At 72.1% G+C, this 17,504-nt stretch carries 11 protein-coding genes; 3 read left to right on the forward strand and 8 right to left on the reverse strand.

Annotation, left to right across the window (positions count from 1 at the left end; all coding sequences use genetic code 11):
• Positions 1-5: 5 nt before the first annotated feature.
• The 3 genes from N8I87_RS34390 to N8I87_RS34400 are packed head-to-tail and all read right to left on the reverse strand — an operon-like array spanning position 6 to position 7,572.
• Positions 6-1,571 carry a hypothetical protein gene (locus N8I87_RS34390; protein ID WP_263214671.1) on the reverse strand — a complete coding sequence of 522 codons (1,566 nt, stop codon included), beginning with the start codon at positions 1,569-1,571 and terminating at the stop codon, positions 6-8.
• Positions 1,571-4,993 (reverse strand): acetate and sugar kinases/Hsc70/actin family protein, encoded by a 3,423-nt coding sequence (locus tag N8I87_RS34395; RefSeq protein WP_263214672.1) that lies wholly within the window; start codon positions 4,991-4,993, stop codon positions 1,571-1,573. Before N8I87_RS34395 ends, N8I87_RS34390 begins: the two co-directional genes overlap by 1 nt.
• A complete protein-coding gene (locus N8I87_RS34400) occupies positions 4,993-7,572 on the reverse strand; it encodes a dynamin family protein (protein ID WP_263214673.1) in 2,580 nt (859 codons plus the stop codon). Before N8I87_RS34400 ends, N8I87_RS34395 begins: the two co-directional genes overlap by 1 nt.
• 427 nt (positions 7,573-7,999) lie before the next feature.
• Between N8I87_RS34400 and N8I87_RS34405 the strand changes: the two genes are divergently transcribed.
• Together N8I87_RS34405 and N8I87_RS34410 are read left to right on the forward strand one after the other, a co-directional pair.
• Complete coding sequence (locus N8I87_RS34405) at positions 8,000-10,054, forward strand: phosphocholine-specific phospholipase C (RefSeq protein ID WP_263214674.1); 2,055 nt, start codon at positions 8,000-8,002, stop codon at positions 10,052-10,054.
• A 66-nt stretch (positions 10,055-10,120) separates the two neighbouring features.
• Positions 10,121-10,951, forward strand: coding sequence for an LURP-one-related family protein (locus N8I87_RS34410; RefSeq protein WP_263214675.1), 831 nt, complete (start codon positions 10,121-10,123; stop codon positions 10,949-10,951).
• A 97-nt stretch (positions 10,952-11,048) separates the two neighbouring features.
• Here the strand turns inward: N8I87_RS34410 and N8I87_RS34415 are convergent, their stop codons facing one another.
• Together N8I87_RS34415 and N8I87_RS34420 are read right to left on the reverse strand one after the other, a co-directional pair.
• On the reverse strand, positions 11,049-11,990 hold the full coding sequence (locus N8I87_RS34415) for a DMT family protein (protein WP_263214676.1): 942 nt from the start codon (positions 11,988-11,990) through the stop codon (positions 11,049-11,051).
• Positions 11,987-12,781: a phosphatase PAP2 family protein gene (locus N8I87_RS34420; RefSeq protein WP_263214677.1), complete on the reverse strand. Its 795-nt coding sequence runs from the start codon at positions 12,779-12,781 to the stop codon at positions 11,987-11,989. Before N8I87_RS34420 ends, N8I87_RS34415 begins: the two co-directional genes overlap by 4 nt.
• A 259-nt stretch (positions 12,782-13,040) precedes the next feature.
• Here N8I87_RS34420 and N8I87_RS34425 point away from each other — a divergent pair, with 259 nt between their 5' ends.
• Positions 13,041-13,655 (forward strand): TetR/AcrR family transcriptional regulator, encoded by a 615-nt coding sequence (locus N8I87_RS34425; RefSeq protein WP_263214678.1) that lies wholly within the window; start codon positions 13,041-13,043, stop codon positions 13,653-13,655.
• Between the two features lie 159 nt (positions 13,656-13,814).
• Here the strand turns inward: N8I87_RS34425 and N8I87_RS34430 are convergent, their stop codons facing one another.
• From N8I87_RS34430 to N8I87_RS34440, 3 genes are all read right to left on the reverse strand, one after another.
• Positions 13,815-14,846 (reverse strand): DUF2510 domain-containing protein, encoded by a 1,032-nt coding sequence (locus N8I87_RS34430; protein ID WP_263214680.1) that lies wholly within the window; start codon positions 14,844-14,846, stop codon positions 13,815-13,817.
• A gap of 93 nt (positions 14,847-14,939) precedes the next feature.
• The gene (locus tag N8I87_RS34435) at positions 14,940-16,088 is read right to left on the reverse strand and encodes an anhydro-N-acetylmuramic acid kinase (RefSeq protein ID WP_263214682.1); all 1,149 of its coding nucleotides are present in this window, start codon (positions 16,086-16,088) and stop codon (positions 14,940-14,942) included.
• The gene (locus tag N8I87_RS34440; RefSeq protein ID WP_263214684.1) at positions 16,009-17,376 is read right to left on the reverse strand and encodes an MFS transporter; all 1,368 of its coding nucleotides are present in this window, start codon (positions 17,374-17,376) and stop codon (positions 16,009-16,011) included. The genes N8I87_RS34435 and N8I87_RS34440 overlap by 80 nt, the downstream gene beginning before the upstream one ends.
• Positions 17,377-17,504: the final 128 nt, after the last annotated feature.

Raw genomic sequence — 17,504 nt, forward strand, 5'->3', positions numbered from 1 at the left:
CCTCGTCATCTCGTCCTCCCGGACAGGCTCGGCTGCTGGACGACGACCACACCGAGGCCCTTCTCCTGGGAGCCGGTGGGGCGTACCAGGGCGTGCAGCACCCACTGGACCAGTGGGGCCGAGGGCTGCGCGGGCCCCGGGAAGTTCTCCCCGACGGTGAACCGCGACACCTGGTCACGATCGATGAACTTCATGTTCTGGTGCGGGAAGAACTCGTAGCCGGCGCGCGGTGCGGAGCCGGCCAGGTCCGCCCAGGGCGCGATGCGCCACTGCCACCACCAGCTGTCCAGCGCGGCGACGGTGGGCCGCAGCACGGAACCGACCAGAGCGTCGAGGTCGTACTCCGCGCGGAACGTGCCGTCCGTCATGAGCCTGCGCAGTCGCTCCTCCAGCAGCGTGGTGAAGTAGTCCTGGTCGACGGGCCCGGCGACCTTGCCCTTCCAGCACAGCACCAGAGCGGAGTCGAGCGCGGTCAGCCGCAGGATCTGCCCGGCCCGCACCGCCCACACCCGCCACCGTTCGTGCCGCGGGTCCGGCTCGCCCGCCCGAGCCGCGGCGGCCAGGGCGGGCGGCAGGGAAGCCGGCAACTCCCCTTCCGTGTCGGGCCGGACGGCCAGTCGCTCCTCCGTGCAGTGACCCGGCAGGGCCGGAATGATGACGCTCGGGTCCCCGGGAGCCCTGGCCGTGCTCCATTCGGACGTGAACCGGATGTCGTCCTCGGCCGCCGAGCGAGCCGTCTGCCAGAGGTCGTCGCGCCATCGGTCCATCTGCTCGGCCGGAAGATGCAGCAGGGCCATGTGCGCGGCGCACCAGATCTCCTGGATCGTCGTCGGCTCCGCGACACCTGCCCAGCCCTTCGGCCTCAGCTGCGGGATCGGCGCGTCCAGCCACGGCTTGGCGTCCGGGTCCTTGTACAGGCTCTCGAACCGTTCGGCCAACGCCCCCCGCAGCCGCTCCGTATGGTCCACCGGCAGCGGCGGATAGGTGGGCTTGGGCGGCGCGGCGGGTTGCCCGGCCGTGCTCGCCGCCCGCGGGGCGGGGCCGTCCTCCTGCGGCGGGAGGCCGGCGTCCTGCCCCATGGGATCGGGTCCGTCGGACCGGGCCGATCCGGTGCGGGCGGGGAGAACCGGTGAAGGCAGGGGGTCCGTGTCCGACCCGTCCGCATCGGCGTCAGTTGCCGGGACGGCCTCGGCCGTGTCGCCCGCCCCGTGCCGCACGGTGGGTTCGGCCGGGGAGTTCGGTGCCGACGTGGTCCGTCGGGCGGCCGGCTGTGTTCCGCGGCCCAGCCGGTGGGCGAGCAGTCCTACGGCGCTCAGCGCGTCGTAGGCCAGCACCTGGGCGCGCTCGGGGTCGGCGCTGAGCCGTTCGTCGTGCAGGTGCGCCGCCATCCGCGCGCAACAGGCGCGCAGGCCGTCGATGAGCACGTCCCGGCTCGCGGACGGCAGGTCCGCCAGCTCGGTGACGGCGGCCGAGAAGGACCCGAGGAGGTCGCCGACGTCCGCCGGGACGGCCGGGGCCGTGCTCCGTCGCCGGACCGGAGGCGCCGCGGCGAGTGCTCCGGTGTCGTCCATCAGTGCTCTCCCGTCAGGGGATTCCAGAGGTCGTTGAAGTCGGGGCGGCCCTCGTCCATACGGCGCCGGTAGACCCGCCCGGGGAACCGCTCCACCTCCGGCAGGTGCCTCGTCTCGGCGAAGGGCACCGCGCCACGGAACACACGGAGGTGCCCGCGGGCGTCGAGCGTCGCCATGTGGAGGCGCTGCGGGCCGTTGGAGGCGGCGTCCAGGACCGCCAGGCTCTCCAGCTTCCGCGTGTTGCCGCTGCCGTCGTCGAGGTGGAACTCGTACTGCCGGCCGATGGGCGGCACCGGTATCACGGCCCTGCGGCCGGGGACGGTGCGCTGGGTGCCGTCGCGGTCCGGGTGGAAGACGTCCGGGAAGTACTCCTCCTCGGAGGATCCGGCGGCGGGCCGGGGGAAGACCTCGACGAGCGCGCCGCCGGCGTCCGGGACGCACAGGCGTCCGGGCAGGCGGCAGCGGCTGACCTCGGGGTCGAAGTGGGCGTCGGGGATGAGGCCCGCGAGCGGGAGGTGGTGGCTCTCGGAGTCGACGTAGTAGTGGGGGGTGCCGGCGCAGATCAGGATCTGGGGCACGAGTTGCTGGTCCACCTCGATCAGGTACTTGGCCCGACGGCCGCTCCAGACCGGTGCCGACAGGTCCAGCCGGTCCCGGGCCGCGGCCAGCGCGAGGTCGAAGCTGCCCCACTGGATGGACCGGGAGACGGAGGTGAAGCGGTGCAGTTCGAGCAGCTCGGGCAGTTCGTTCCACCGGCGCGAGCGGATGCCGCGGGTGCCGACCTCGTCCAGTTCGACGAAGGGTTCTCCGGCCCGTAGCAGGACGAACCGGTTCCCCGCCTGGCCGAGCGGTCCGAGGTCGCAGGGCAGGCTGGCGAACAGACCGTGGGTGACGATGTCCAGTTCGCTCATGTTCTGCCGCTTTGCCGCGCCGACCACGCCCGCGCGCTTGCTGATGGCATGGGCCCAGGCCGCGCCCAGGGAAGTGGCCTGTTTGGCCGCGAACCCGGTCTCGATGGCCAGCGCGGTGGGGTTCCAGCCGAACTTGCGCCGTGAGCCCGCGTCCGCCCGGGTCAGCACGTCCGCGATCGTCTCCTGGACCATGGGCATGCTGCTCGTCCGGCCGGAGATGACGACCTGATCGAGCACGGGCGGGAACGCCGCGACCCGGCCTGTCTCGGTGGCCCCGGCGTCGACGTCCCACTCGCGTTCGAAGGTGCTGCGCACCAGATCGGCGCCCATCTCGGCGGCCCGTTCCAGCACCGGTCGCATCAGTCGCCGGAACTGCCCGGGGTCCAGCGGCAGATCACCGGTGGGATTGCTCAGCGGCACGTCCGCGCTCTGCACGATTTCGTGCACATCGTCCTTCCGCAGCACCGGGGGTTCGGCGGGATCGGCCGCCCCCATCAGGCACTTGGTCCGCTCGGCCAGCTGCCACAGCGCGTGGAACCGGTCCCGGGCGAGCTGGGGCTGCAGGGTCGAGGCGTCGTAGCGTGTCGGGATGCAGCGGTCGAGCACCTCCTTGATGTCCGCGCCCACCACCGATTCCAGTTGCCGCCCGGCCTGTTCGGCGACCTGGGCCGCCAGCGACCGGCGGTTCGGCGGGGTGCCGCCCGGGGGTTCCCACAGGGTGTCGACGAGCACGGCCTTGAGCCAGTAGAAGACCTGGAGCGTGAGCAGGTCGCCGCCGAGCTGCTCATGCCCCGTGGAGCCGAGCAGCAGGGGCTCCAGCCGGTAACGCCGGCCCAGGAACGCCGGGTCGCCGCCGGGCCGTTCCGGTGTGACGTCGGTGAGGACCAGCCTGAGCAGGGCGATGTCCGTGGTGCCGCCGCCGATGTCGATGACCAGCATGGTGCGGTGCCAGGTCGCGGGCAGCACCGGAACCCGGCGCTCGCGCGCGGCCTCGTCGTCCGGCCCCGCCGCGGACCGCGCGGGCAGCACCCGTACGACGCGGCGGGACCGGGCGCGCAGTGCCTCCAGGCCCAGGTTGAGATTGCCCGACAGCTCGCGCATGACGAAGAACAGACCGGCGGCGAGCCCTTCGTCGTAGTCCATCACCACGACCTGGGCGTTCAACGCCTTCTTCACCAGCGTCAGCAGCCGGTCCTTGACCTCCGGCAGGGCGGTGGTCGGATAGGTGACGACGACGGTCTGCACGGTACTGCTGTCGGTGGCCGAGTCCCTGGTCAACTCCTCTGCCGCGCTGACCAGTTGGAGGTACATGTGCTGGGTGAGATGGATCGCGCTGAGGTCCGAGCCGGGGACGTCGCCGGGCCGCAGCCGCATGACCTGACGTTTGAGCCCGGTGATCGCGGCGGGCGCGTCGACGAGCTGGAACCGGCGCCGCTCGGGGGCCCCGGCCGGGCCGTCGGAGTCGTCCTCCAGCAGGGCGCTGGCCGGCGCGTAGGTGAGTTCGGCGTTCTTCCCCTGGAACTGGACCGGACGCAGTGAGTGCATCCGCAGCGGTGGCGTGTCGGTGACCCGGGAGTAGCCGCGGTGCAGCCGGGGGACCAGCCACTCGCGCAGTCCCGCGTCCCCGTGCTGGCGGATCTGCTCCACCGCCAGGAGGAGGGCGTCCACCGCGTCCGGGTTCTCCTCGCGCATCAGGTCCAGGGCCTCGCGTCCGCCGACGGTCTCCCCGGAGCCCAGGCGCACCTGAGAGGCCAGCAGGTTCTCGACGGCGGCCCGGTACGGGGCGGGCCAGTCGGGCCGCGGGTCGAGCAGCTCGCCGAGCATCGTGCCCAGTGCCTTGCCCTGGGCGGGGTCGACCGGGAACTGGGTGACCTTGGCGGCGCTCTGCAGCGTGACGGTGGAGGCGGTGGTGCCGAAGTCGACCACCACGAACTCCTGGAAGTGCCGGTCGGACGGTTTGCGCAGGGTCAGGAACTCCGGGAGCGACGACTCCTCCTGCCCGGCCGTGGCCTCCGGTTCCTCCTGCGGCGGCCGGAACTCCAGCAGCACGGTGCCCTGGACGATGTCGCGGCCCGCCTTGCTCTGGTAGTCCAGCTCCCAGGTCACGTCGACGCGCACCGGGAGACCGTTCGCCCATGCCTCGTCCGGCCGCGCGGCGGACCCGGACAGCAGGAAGGAGGTGTCGAGGAAGGCGTCCCTGGACAGCACCGTGTCGGCCAGCATGTGCTTGGTGGACGAGTGCGCGGGCAGCCAGGCCGTCCGCAGCGCCTGCTCGAGCCGGGGCGGCAGTACCGAACCGTCGCCCGGGCGCATCGAGAGCCTGCCGGGAAGCGTGGTGTTGAAGTACGGGTTGTCGTGGGCGGCGTCCAGCCGCAGCGTGACCATGGGCAGCGGATAGCGGCCGTCCTGGGCATGGAGGACGAACTCCCGGGAGCCTCGGGAGCGGACGTACGGCGACTTGGGGCCGTCCGTGGTGTCCGGCACGTCGAACGAGAGCACCAGCTCGGGCATCAGGCCTTCCTCCAAGTCCTCATCAGCACGTCGACGGGCTGGTCGCCGCGATCGTCGGCGTGACCCGGCCCACCTCCCGGGCCGTCGGACGGCGCCTCGCCGTGGGATGCGTGCCGGGCACCGGAAGTGCCGCGCGGCGGGCGGATGTCATGATCGGCGAGCACCCACTGCGCCGTCTTCTCGTAGAAGGTGTGCAGTACGTCGACCCGGCCGGACAGCAGCCGGTTGAGGCGCTCGGTGACGACGGCCGCCGCCGCGTCGGCGGTGTACTGCCGCAGCCGCGCCACGATGAGCGGATGGCGTTCCTGGCGCTCGGTCATGAGCTCGCCCTCCGGCATGGCGTGGTGCCAGGGCAGCGCGTGGTCGGCCAGTCCCGGGAAGCGGTCGGCCGGGCTCTCCCGGGGGCCGGTGTCCTGGTGGTGCTGGCGGCGCTGGTCGTCGACGACCTCCGCGGGGTGCAGCGCGGTCCACAGCTGCGTGAGCCGGTTCTCGACCTCCTCCGGGTCGCCGAGGTGGCTCAGATAGACCTCGCTCAGCAGGGGCAGTGTGCCGGGCTCCTCGAACCAGGAGCGCAGTGCCTCGAACTCGGCCTCCCACCTCTCCTGCCAGGCGCCGAGCCAGGTGTCCAGCCGCTCCCGGTCCCGGTCCGTGTGGCCTTCCACGAGGGCGGCGAAGCGTGTCATGTACCCCTTCGTCGTGTCGGTCGAGCGGACCCCGGTGGCCGGGGCGGGCGCGCTGACCCGGCCGGGCAGCACCTTGCGGAACTCACCGGCCGGGCGCGGCGGCGCGCTGCGCGACACCAGACCGTTGTCGTCGTTTCGGGCCCGTTGCAGCAGCAGGTCCCACTCGCCCCACTCGTACACCGCCTGCCGGACCTCGGCCGCGGCGCCGGCCAGGCTCAGCGGCGGCGTCGCGGTGACGTCCTGCGGAACGGTGGTGCGCAGCTCGTCGAGCTCGGCCATGAGGGTGGCCAGCAGTCCGCGGTACTGGCCGAGGCGCTCGGTGAGTTCACGGAACTCCGCGGAGGTGGCGACCGTGGGTCCGGTCTCCTGGCGTACCTGGTACTGCAGGGCGCGCAGCGCGTCCCACAGCTTGCGCCGGGAGCGCTCGGCGAGCTCCTGCTTGAGGGCCACGCCGTTGGCTCTCAGATGCTCCTCGATCAGCCGGTGCAGTTTGCGCACGCCGCCGTCGTCGGAGACGGCGCGCAGCCGGTCGGCCCAGTGGCCGTGCGGGGCGAGGGACTGGAAGCGGTCGGCCAGCGCGGTCCACCCCGCGCCGCCGCCCTGTTCGTCGCGTGCGTCCAGGGCTCGCTGGGCGTCCTCGATCCGGGCCTGCGAACCCGGTGACAAGGCGGCGTAGGGCAGGCCGTAGCGGCGGATCGCGGTGATCGCGGAGGTCAGCACCACCGCCTCCTCGCGGCCCCGGACGAACTTGTCGGAGTGGACGTGGATGGCGTTCAACTCGTCCGAGGAGTGCAGCAGTTCGGTGGCGTCGACCGCGGTCTCCGGCGCGCCGGGCACCGGGACCTGGTCGAAGAAGCTCGCCGCGACCAGGGCGGCCTTGCCCAGCACCTCGGTGCTGCGGCCGTCCTGGGTCAGCATCCCCCAGAAGCTCTCGACACCCTGGGTGCCCGCGCGTCGGGCGTCCAGCACCACGAGGATGGTGTGCACGTCCGCGAGTTCACGGCGGCTGAGATGGGTGTCGCGGCCGTACGAGCCGGCGCCGCCGATGCCGGGGAAGTCGAGGAACTGCACCTCGTGGTCGGCCAGCAGTTCGTTCAGCTCCCAGTGCTCGGGGGAGACGTACACGTCCTGCACGACGCGCTCGATGAGGTCGAAGCTGCGGCTGAGCGCCTCGGTGTCGTTCCTGATCTCGTCCGGAGTGAACGGCTGGACGCGGCGCAGCGGGAGACTGGCCGGGATCCGCTCCTCGACACCGTGGTCGAGGGCTTCGCGCAGATGCTTGGAGGGCAGCCGCTGGACGGTGCCCATGACGCCGTCCTGACTCAGCCAGGCGTCGCGGATCCGGCACAGTTCGGCGGCGGCCGCGCGGTGTGTGGAGGCGATGCGCAGCGGATCCACGAGCGGCTCGGGCTGTCCGGGGCCCTGTTCCGGCCACAGGCAGCCGACCCACTGGTCGAACAGGGTCCAGCCCTCGGGGCTGTTGAGCGGGTCCAGGCTGCGCAGGACCGCGCCGGCGACGAGTTCGGGGTGCTCGTGGTCGAGTCCGTCGGCGAGTTCGTCGAGAACGGTCCGTACGCATTCCCCCAGGCGCTTGGCCGTGAGGTAGTGGATCTCGGCCGTCGGGTCCGCGTACGTCTGCTGCGGACGGCCCTCCTCGTCGCCGGCCGGCTGCCGCCGCAGTCGTAGCACCGTGATGTTGCCGGTGGCCTTGCGGTTCTCCACCGGCAGCAGGTCCGACTTGCCCAGCAGCGTGCCCAGCAGCAGGGACTTGCCGACCGAGAATTCGCCGACGACCCCGAAGGTGACCGGCTGCGCCGCGCGGGCGTCCAGCTCCTTGGCAAGCGCCTGCACCGCCGAACGTTGCTCGTGCGCGTCGGTCCGCTGCTCGCCGAGCATTTTTAGCGTTTCTCGGGCAAATGCCCGCATTTCGGGCAGGGTTAACTGGTCGGCCATGGTCGTGGATCCCCCTCGTACGAAGAGCGCGCGCTGACGCTCTGCCCCCGATGTGCTCATCCGGCGCCGCTCGTCGCGGCGGCGTGAGGGTACCTATTAGGCCAGAAAGCGGCCGTCCGGGAGCATGCAATGCAAAAAGACGCCAATATGATCTTTTCTGCTGACTCTGGGGTCAGTTCCGCTCCGTCGGGGCGGTGCCGATGTCCCCGAAGCGCTTACTTGGTGAGGACTTGGCCCCGCGTACCGTCGGGTGTCACATCGGCGCCATCGCACCCTTCCCTGACGTTTGCTGCTCTTGGAACACTCACACCGCGCACGATCCGTCATCATCACGGCCATCCCGCACATCAGGATGAGAGGTTCCTCGCTCATGCCCGAAGTCAACCGGCGCCGATTCTTCCAACTCGCTGGCGCCACCACGGCGTTCACCGCGCTCTCCGGCAGCATCCAGCGCGCCGCCGCGCTGCCCGCGAACCACCGCACGGGATCGATCGAGGACGTCGAGCACATCGTCGTCCTGATGCAGGAGAACCGCTCCTTCGACCACTACTTCGGCTCGCTCGGAGGCGTCCGCGGCTTCGGCGACCCCCGCCCGGCGGTGACCCGGCAGGACGGCAAGCCGGTCTGGTACCAGTCGAACGGCACCAAGGACCTGCTGCCCTTCCACCCCGACGCCGACGACCTCGGCATGGCCTTCATCCAGGACCTGCCGCACGGCTGGAACGACGGCCACGCGGCCTTCGACGGCGGCAAGTACGACAAGTGGGTGCCGTCCAAGGGCTCCACGACGATGGCGTACCTGACCCGCGACGACATCCCGTTCCACTACGCGCTCGCCGACGCCTTCACCATCTGCGACGCCTACCACTGCTCGTTCATCGGCTCCACCGACCCGAACCGCTACTACCTGTGGACGGGTTACACCGGCAACGACGGCCAGGGCGGCGGCCCCGTCCTCGGCAACGACGAGGCGGGCTACGGCTGGACGACCTACCCCGAGCGCCTGGAGCAGGCCGGCATCTCCTGGAAGATCTACCAGGACGTCGGCGACGGCCTCGACGCGAACGGCTCCTGGGGCTGGATCCAGGACGCCTACCGCGGCAACTACGGCGACAACTCGCTGCTGTACTTCAAGCAGTACCAGAACGCCCGGCCCGGCGACCCGCTCTACGACAAGGCCCGCACCGGCACCGACGCCCGCAAGGGCGAGGGCTTCTTCGACCGGCTCAAGGCAGACGTCAAGGGCGGGAAGCTGCCGCAGATCTCCTGGGTCGTCGCCCCCGAGGCCTTCACCGAGCACCCCAACTGGCCCGCCAACTACGGCGCCTGGTACATCGCCCAGGTCCTCGACGCGCTCACCGCCGACCCGGCGGTGTGGGCGAAGACGGCCCTGTTCATCACGTACGACGAGAACGACGGCTTCTTCGACCACATGATCCCGCCGTTCCCGCCGGCCTCCGCGGACCGGGGCAGGTCCACCGCCGACGCCGGACCGGACCTCTTCAAGGGCGACGCCGGCCATGTGGCCGGACCCTACGGTCTGGGCCAGCGTGTGCCGATGCTCGTCGTCTCCCCGTGGAGCAAGGGCGGTTTCGTCTGCTCCGAGACCCTCGACCACACCTCGGTCATCCGCTTCATGGAGCGCCGGTTCGGCGTGCACGAGCCGAACATCTCGCCCTGGCGGCGTGCGATATGCGGCGATCTGACCGCCGCGTTCGACTTCTCCCGCAAGGACACCCGCCCGGTCGCGCTCCCGGACACCGACGGCTATCAGCCGCCGGACCGCGACCGGCACCCGGACTACGTCCCGACCCCGCCCGCCGAGGGGGCCCTGCCCCGGCAGGAACGCGGCCGCAAGCCCACCCGCCCGCTCAAGTACGCCCCGGTCGTGGACGGTTCGGCGGACAGCGCGGCAGGGAAGTTCACGCTCACCTTCGCCTCCGGAGCCAAGGCCGGCGCCGCGTTCCTGGTCACCTCCGGCAACCGCACCGACGGGCCCTGGAGCTACACCACCGGGGCCGGCAAGACGGTCGCCGACACCTGGAACTCCGCGTACTCGAACGGCTCGTACGACCTGACCGTGCACGGCCCCAACGGCTTCCTGCGCGTCTTCAAGGGCCCGGGCAAGGCGGCCGGACCCGAGGTCACCGCGCGGCACAGCGGCGACCACGTCGAGCTCACCTTCACCAACAAGGGCTCGCGCACCGTCGAACTGAAGCTGGTCAACGGCTACACCGGCCGGCCCCTGACCTTCCAGGTGCGGCCGGGCGCCAGGGTGCGGCACGCCGTCGACCTCGCGGCGAGCGGGCGCTGGTACGACCTCACCGTCACGTCCGCCGACGACCCCGCCTATTTGCGCCGGTTCGCCGGACATGTCGAGAATGGGTGCCCCGGTGTCAGTGACCCCGCGATCCTCACGGCGTAACAGGGCGATGAATACCGCATCGTGGGGACTGGTCAGCCACTGGTCGGCTCAGGGTAGTGTGCCCCGGTGACCACGCAATCGAACACTCCTGCAGGCTGGTACCCCGATCCCCACGGGGCAGCCCAGACGCTCCGTTACTGGGACGGCGCGCAGTGGACCGACCACACCAGCCCGGCCCGGCAAGGCACTCAGCAGGCGCCTCCGCAGGCCGCCGTTCCGCACCAGGCGGGCGGCGACGCGAAGGTGCAGCGTCAGGTGCAGCAGCAGGCCGGGGTCGCCGCGGGCGGCCCCGGCGGCGGCACCCTGTTCACCGAGCCGGTCCTGGTGGTGAACCAGAAGGCCAAGCTGATCGAGCTGACCAACGAGTACAAGGTCATGGATCAGAACGGCAACCAGATCGGCTCGGTCACCGAGGTCGGCCAGGGTGTGCTCAGGAAGATCCTGCGGTTCGTCTCCAGCCTCGACCAGTTCCTGACGCACAAGCTGGAGATCCGCGACGCCTACGGCCAGCCGCAGCTGCTGCTGACCCGGCCGGCGAAGTTCCTCAAGTCGCGCGTGATCGTGTCGCGGCCCGACGGTTCGCCGGTGGGCGAGATCGTCCAGCAGAACATGATCGGGAAGATCAACTTCGCGATGAACGCGAACGGCCAGCAGGTCGGCGCGATCAAGGCGGAGAACTGGCGGGCGTGGAACTTCGCCATCGTCGACCACGCGGACAACGAGGTCGCCCGGATCACCAAGACCTGGGAAGGCCTCGCCAAGACGCTGTTCACGACGGCGGACAACTACGTCCTGCAGATCCACTACCAGCTCCCCGAGCCGCTGCTGAGCCTCGTGGTGGCGACGGCGCTGACCGTCGACACGGCGCTCAAGCAGGACTCGCGGGGTCTGGGCTGACCCAGCCGGGCAGAGGCAAGCGTAACGGCAACGGCGGCCGGTGCGTGCGGGATCCGCACGCGTCGGCCGCCGCCTTTGTGTCGTTGCGGGCGAGTCGCTACAGCGCGGTGAGGTGTCCGCGCTCCGGTCGCCGCGGCACCAGGGCCGGTTCGGGCGACGCGGTCCCCCGCTCCAGTGCGAGCACCGCGGCCACGGGATGCTCCTCGTCGCTCGCGTCCGGCGCGGGTGGCTCCCGGGTCAGCAGCACCACACCCCAGGACGCCAGAACCGCCCCGGCCAGGGCCAGGAGCGCGCCCGCCGCCCCGCCCCGGAGGCCTTGTCCGAGCAGCGTCAGGCCGATCACCGCGGCCGCCACCGGGTTGGCGAGCGTCACCACCGCCAGCGGGGCGCCGAGACCGCCGCGGTAGGCCGTCTGCGACAGCAGCAGCCCGCCGGTGGCGAACGCGGCGACGAACAGCGCCACCACGACCACCTCCACGCCGAGCGCCGGGCCCGTGCGGTCCGTCGCCGCCACGGTCACCGTCTGGGTGAGTGCCGAGGCCACACCGGAGGCGAAGCCGGACGCCGTCGCGTGCCGCAGGCCCGGCCGGGTGCCGGGCCAGGACAGCGCGCCGATCAGTGCGGCGGTCGTACCGGCGACCGCCACGGCCTCCGGGAGGCTCAGCACCCGGTCGGGAGCCGGGCCCGAGGCGGTCACCAGCAGGGCGGCCAGCCCCAGCAGCGTCAGCGCGGTGCCCCGCCACTCGGCCGTGCTGACCTTCCGCCCGGCCGCCCGCGCCCCCATCGGGACCGCCGCGACCAGGGTGAGCGCGCCCAGCGGCTGCACCACGGTCAGCGGGCCGTACTTGAGCGCCACGACGTGCAGCAGCGCCGCGCCCGCGTTCAGCCCGACCGCCGACCACCACGCGCCGGTGCCGAGCAGCCGCAGCAGGCCCGCGTCCGGGCCGCGCGAGGCGAGCCGTGCCTGGGCCACCGCGGCGGCCGCGTAGGCGACGGCCGAGACCAACGACAGGACGACGGCGGCCAGGACCGCGCTCATCGGGCCGCTCCCACCAGCACGGGCTCCTCCGGTACGAGCGTGCGCGTGCCCCGTCCCGCCGTGGTCGACGTGCGGTGCGGCGGGTGGATCAGGGCGAGCGCGGCGCCCAGCATGGCCGTGGCGACGATCGCGTCCAGCCAGTAGTGGTTGGCCGTGCCCACGATGACCGCGAGGGTGATCGCCGGATGCAGCAGCCACAGCCCGCGCCGGCGGGACCGGGTCGCCACGATCAGCCCGATCGCCACCATCAGGGCCCAGCCGAAGTGCAACGACGGCATCGCCGCGTACTGGTTGGAGAGATGGTCGGTCCGCGGAGGGCCGTAGACCGACGGGCCGTACAGCTGCGCCGTGTCCACCAGGCCGGTCGCGGCCAGCATGCGCGGCGGGGCGAGCGGGAACGTGAAGGGCAGGACCAGGGCGGCCGCGGTGACCACGGCGAGGACCCGCCGGGCCCAGACGTAGTGCGCCGGGCGCCGCAGATACAGCCAGACCAGGAAGGCCAGGGTGGCCGGGAAGTGGACGGTCGCGTAGTAGGTGTTCGCGAGATGTACGAGGGTGCCGCTGTGCAGCAGCGCCGACTGCACGTCGCCCTCGCCGGGAAGATGCGCCGACCGTTCCAGGTCCCACACGCGGTGGGCGTTGTGCAGGGCCTCGCCGGTGTGGCCGGTGGCCAGCTGCCGGCCGAGCTTGTAGACGAGGAAGAGCCCTGCGACGAGCAGGAGCTCACGGCCGAGCGGAGGCCTGGCTATGGCTCCCGGCTCGGGTTCTGCAGGCTCGGTGCGGGCATTCATCCCCCGGCCCCTTCGATGACGGCGGTTCGTGTGGCGGTGCGTGGTGATGCGTACTGAGACCCGGACCACGGCCCGAACTCATCGATACGTATGCGTACCGATACGCCAGTGTACCGATACGCTCGAGTACCGGTACACTGACGTATCGATAGACGTAGGACACACTGGTTACAGGCTTCGAAGCCGCGCTTGAGGACCGCTTCAGGCGGCCTTGAGCAACGGCAGCGCGCACGAGTCGCACACGAGTGAGGAGAGACGCATGACGTCGCAGGCCGCGGACGGACCGGAGACGGTCGCCGCCTCGCGCCGCTCCAAGATCACGCCCGAGCGTGAGCGGGAGTTCTTCGACGCCGTGCTCGAACAGATCCGCGAGTGCGGCTATGACTCCGTCACCATGGAGGGCGTCGCCGCCAGCACCCGGTGCAGCAAGTCCACGCTCTACCGCCAGTGGAAGACGAAGCCCCAGTTCGTGGCCGCGGCGCTGCGGTCCAATCGCCAGGCGCGCTTCGCCGGCATCGACACCGGTTCACTCGCTCAGGACCTGCGCCAGGCCGCGCGGGACGCGGGGGACTGGTCGGGCAAGGACACCCGGCTGCTGCAGGCCCTCAGTCACGCGATCACCCAGGACCCCGAGTTGCAGCGGGCGCTGCGCGAGGCCCTCGTCGATCCCGAGATCGCCGCACTCCAGGAGATCCTGCGGCGTGGTGTCGAGCGGGGCGAGGTGCGGGCCGGTCATCCGGCGCTCGAGTACATCCCCGCCATGATGTTCGGAGTGCTGCGCGTGCGGCCCGTGCTGAGTGGCCAGTACGCGGATTCCGACTATCTCGTCCGGTTCGTGGAGGCCGCCGTGCTGCCCTCGCTAGGGCTGACCTGAGACCCAGGCCGCCGTCCGTGGGATGACTGGACGGTGACCTGCGCGCGCCGCACCGTGGGGACGGGGGCGGCGCACCCCCCGGCCGGGTGGGGTTCCCCTTGAGCGGAGGGGCACCCCACCCGGCCGCAACATGTGCCGGAAGGGGTGCGGCCGGGGGAGTCAGACGTTCTGGCCGCTGCCGCCGCCGGACGACACCTTGATCCCCTGGGTGATCTCGTCGATGACCGACAGCTTCTGCCCGACGTCGATACCGAAGCGGACCACGACCATCCGGTCGGGACTCGCCGGGGACGGGAAGGCGAGCGATTCCACCCAGCCGTCGGCGCCCTTGCTGGTGACCGCCTTCCAGCGGACCAGATAGCCCTTCTGCCCGGCCACGGTCACCGCCTTGGAGGCGAGCACCTCGTGCGAGGTGATGCTGCCGTAGGTGGTGCCGCCGTAGGACTCCTTGGCGTTCGCCGCGATGTCCGCCTTGGCGACCTCCTCGGCCGTGCTGCCCTTGGTGTGCAACAGCGCCGCCGGTGCCGAGTAGGCGCCGCCGGGGGTGCACGACTTGGACGTGTCGCCAGGGCACTTGTACGTGTTGTTCGACCCGATCTGCGCGCCCACGGCAATGGCCTGCCCGGTCCAGCCCTTGGGCACGGGCAGGCTGATCCCGTTGACCGGGTCCGGCACGCTGCCGCCGCCCTCGACCTTCGGCGCCCCGGACTGGCCGGGCGACGGCGACTGACCGTCGGAGCCGCCCGAACCGCCGCCCGGACCGCCCGAGCCACCGCCCGGTCCGCCCTGTCCGCCGTTCTGTCCCTCGGGGCCGCCCCGGCCGCCCGGCCCGCCCTGTCCCTGCCGCGAACCGGCCCGGTCGGCGCCGGAGTCGTGCTTGGAGAGCGCGTACACGCCGACCCCGATGCTCGCGAGCACCGCGACGGCCACCGCGACGGCTATCCCCGTGCGCAGACCGCGCCGGGAACCGGCCGGCGGCTGGGCGGGATACCCGGGATATCCGGAGTAGCCGGAGTAGGCCGGGTACGGCCCGGCGCCCTGCGGCTGCGTCGGGGGACCCCAGGCGGCCGCCGACCCGGCGGGGCGGGTCTGGTCCGTCCATGCCTGGCCGTCCCACCAGCGCTCGGTGGCTGGACCGTCATTCGTCTGCCCGGGGTCGGGGTACCACCCGGGAGGAGTCACCTGCGTCATGCCCCAACCGTATGAGGCGTCTGTGAAAGCGGGATGAGAGGACCCGCAACAGTTGCGTGTCGACGATCCGCTACCGTGCTCCGTCGGCCATGGTCACTCCACCGCCAGCCGCACCGGCGCGCGCCGCGCGGGCGCGGGCAGCCGCAGCACGCCCCGGCCCGGGGTCACCGACCCGAGGACGCTCGGATGCCGGGCGCCGGTGCTGGCCGGTTCGGTGCCGGCGAGCCCGTGCGCCGTGAGGAAGCCGAGGACCGCGAAGGCGTACGCCTCCTTGGCGGCCGAGGGCAGCCCCAACTCGTCGGAGGTGCGCACCGCCACCCCGGCCAGCCGGTCGCGCAGCATCGCCATCAGCACCGGGTTGCGCGTGCCGCCGCCCGAGGCGATCACCTCCGTGGCGCCCACGGACCGTACGGCGTCCGCGACCGTGCGGGCCGTCAGCTGGGTGAGTGTCGCCAGCACATCGTCCGCGGGCAGGCCGTCGAGTCCGGCCGCCCGCACATATCCGGGGTGGAACAGCTCCTTGCCGGTGGTCTTCGGCGCGGGCCGCGTGTAGTACGGCTCCCTCAGCAGCCGGTCCAGCAGCGGCCCGTGCACCCGGCCGCGGGCGGCCAGCGCGCCGTCGGCGTCGTACGCCAGCCGCCCACCGCTGAACTCCCGGGCCGCGGCATCGGTCAGCGCACAGCCGGGACCGGTGTCGAAGGCGGTCCCGTCCGGCGCGGTGAGGTTGGCGATACCGCCGATGTTCAGCGCGACCGGCGTGCCGTGTCTGCCCCGCAGCCACAGCAGGTCGACCAGGCTGACCAGCGGTGCGCCCTGGCCGCCCGCGGCCACGTCGCGCGGCCGGAAGTCGGCGACGACGGGCAGCCCGGTCGCCTCCGCGATCCACGCGGGCTGCCCGAGCTGCAGCGTCCCGTGCACCCGGCCGCCGTCGACCCAGTGGTAGACCGTCTGCCCGTGTGAGGCGACCAACTCGGCCCGCCCGTCGCACAGTTCACGATCGGCCCGGACGGCCGTCGCCGCGAACGCCTGCCCGATCCGGGTGTCGAGCCGGCACACGTCCGCGAGCGGGACGGCCGACGGGGGCAGCGCCGCCGCGAGGGACTCCCGCAGTGCGTCGTCGTACGGCTCGCTCACCATCCCGAGTGGCTTCAGGACGAGTGCGTCACCGTCGAGGCGCAGTTCGGCCGCCGCCGCGTCGACGGCGTCGTACGACGTCCCGGACATCAGTCCGATCACCAGCACCTGGTCCCTCCGCCTTCCCGGCCGGGCGCCCGAGGAGCGCGAGCGCGCTCACCGCGCAGGTCGCCGCCGCGTAGTACGCGGGCACGTCCACGTTCCCGGTGCGCTTCACCGTCTCCGTGATGATGAGCCCGGCGCACCCCGAGAACACGGCATTGGACAGGGCGTAGGCGAGTCCCAGCCCCGTACAGCGCACCCGCGTCGGGAACATCTCGGCGAGCATCGCCGGCCCCGGCCCGGCCATGAGCCCCACGACCGCGCCGGCGGCGCACACGGCCACACCCTTCACCAGGGACGAAGTCCCGGCGTCCTGCAGGAGGTCGAACAGCGGCACCGCCGCCCCCACCACCAGCACCGCCCCGGTCAGCATCACCGGCCGCCGCCCGATCCGGTCGCTGAGCAGCCCCGCGGGCAGGATCGCCGCCGCGAAGCCCACATTGGCCAGGACCGTGGCGGTCAGCGCCTGCCGGAAGTCCGCGTGCAGCGCGGTCTGCAGATACGACGGCAGGACGACGAGGAAGGTGTACCCGGCCGCCGACCAGCCCATCACCCGTCCGGCCCCCAGCGCGACGGCCCGCACGACCCCGCTCGCGGGCAGGCGCTCCGCGTCCGACGCCCGCTTTCTGAACGACGGTGTCTCCTCCAGCCGTACCCGCAGCCACAGCGCCCCCAGCCCCATCGGCAGCGCGAGCAGGAACGGCAACCGCCAGCCCCAGGAACTCAGCTGGTCCTCCGTCAGCACGGTCGCCAGACCGACCGCCGCGCCCGCCCCGCCCAGCAGTCCCAGTGCCACGGTGAAGGACTGCCACGCGCCGTACAGCCCGCGCCGGCCCGGCGGGGCGAACTCCGTCATCGCCGACACCGCGCCGCCGAACTCACCTCCCGCGGACAGCCCTTGAACGATTCTCAGAAGAGTGAGCAGCCAGGGGGCCAGGGCGCCCGCCGTGGCGTAGGTCGGCAGCGCGCCGATCAGCGTGGTCGCCCCGGTCATCAGGGTGACCACCAGGATCAGCACCGGCCGCCGCCCGATCCGGTCGCCCAGCCGGCCGAACAGGGCCGCGCCGACCGGCCGGAAGAAGAACGCCAGCGCGAAGGAGGCGTACGCCTTCACCAGCCCCTCGACCGCGCCGCCGCCCTCCGGCGTGAAGAACCGCTGCGCGACGACCGTCGCGAAATACCCGTAGACGGCGAACTCGTACCACTCGATGAAATTGCCCACCGACCCCGCGACCAGCGCCCTTACGGACGACGCCTGCTCCGGGGTCCGGCGATCTTCGAAAGTCAGCTTCATTCCCAGGCCTGTTGACGGTCCGACGACTCGACAGCGGCAGGTCCGGGCAGGCGCGCGTCGTCCTCACGCGCCCCTGTTCACCCGTCACGGCAACACGTGCCCGGAGCGGCCTCCACACAGCCAATCCG

It is taken from the genome of Streptomyces sp. HUAS 15-9 (assembly GCF_025642155.1).
Lineage (GTDB): Bacteria > Actinomycetota > Actinomycetes > Streptomycetales > Streptomycetaceae > Streptomyces.

Coding starts and splice junctions, on each gene's coding strand:
- N8I87_RS34400 (WP_263214673.1), bottom strand. CDS start 7,572: ATGCTCGGCGAGCAGCGGACCGACGCGCACGAGCAACGTTCGGCGGTG.
- N8I87_RS34430 (WP_263214680.1), bottom strand. CDS start 14,846: ATGACGCAGGTGACTCCTCCCGGGTGGTACCCCGACCCCGGGCAGACG.
- N8I87_RS34390 (WP_263214671.1), bottom strand. CDS start 1,571: ATGGACGACACCGGAGCACTCGCCGCGGCGCCTCCGGTCCGGCGACGG.
- N8I87_RS34405 (WP_263214674.1), top strand. CDS start 8,000: ATGCCCGAAGTCAACCGGCGCCGATTCTTCCAACTCGCTGGCGCCACC.
- N8I87_RS34440 (WP_263214684.1), bottom strand. CDS start 17,376: ATGAAGCTGACTTTCGAAGATCGCCGGACCCCGGAGCAGGCGTCGTCC.
- N8I87_RS34395 (WP_263214672.1), bottom strand. CDS start 4,993: ATGCCCGAGCTGGTGCTCTCGTTCGACGTGCCGGACACCACGGACGGC.
- N8I87_RS34425 (WP_263214678.1), top strand. CDS start 13,041: ATGACGTCGCAGGCCGCGGACGGACCGGAGACGGTCGCCGCCTCGCGC.
- N8I87_RS34415 (WP_263214676.1), bottom strand. CDS start 11,990: ATGAGCGCGGTCCTGGCCGCCGTCGTCCTGTCGTTGGTCTCGGCCGTC.
- N8I87_RS34420 (WP_263214677.1), bottom strand. CDS start 12,781: ATGAATGCCCGCACCGAGCCTGCAGAACCCGAGCCGGGAGCCATAGCC.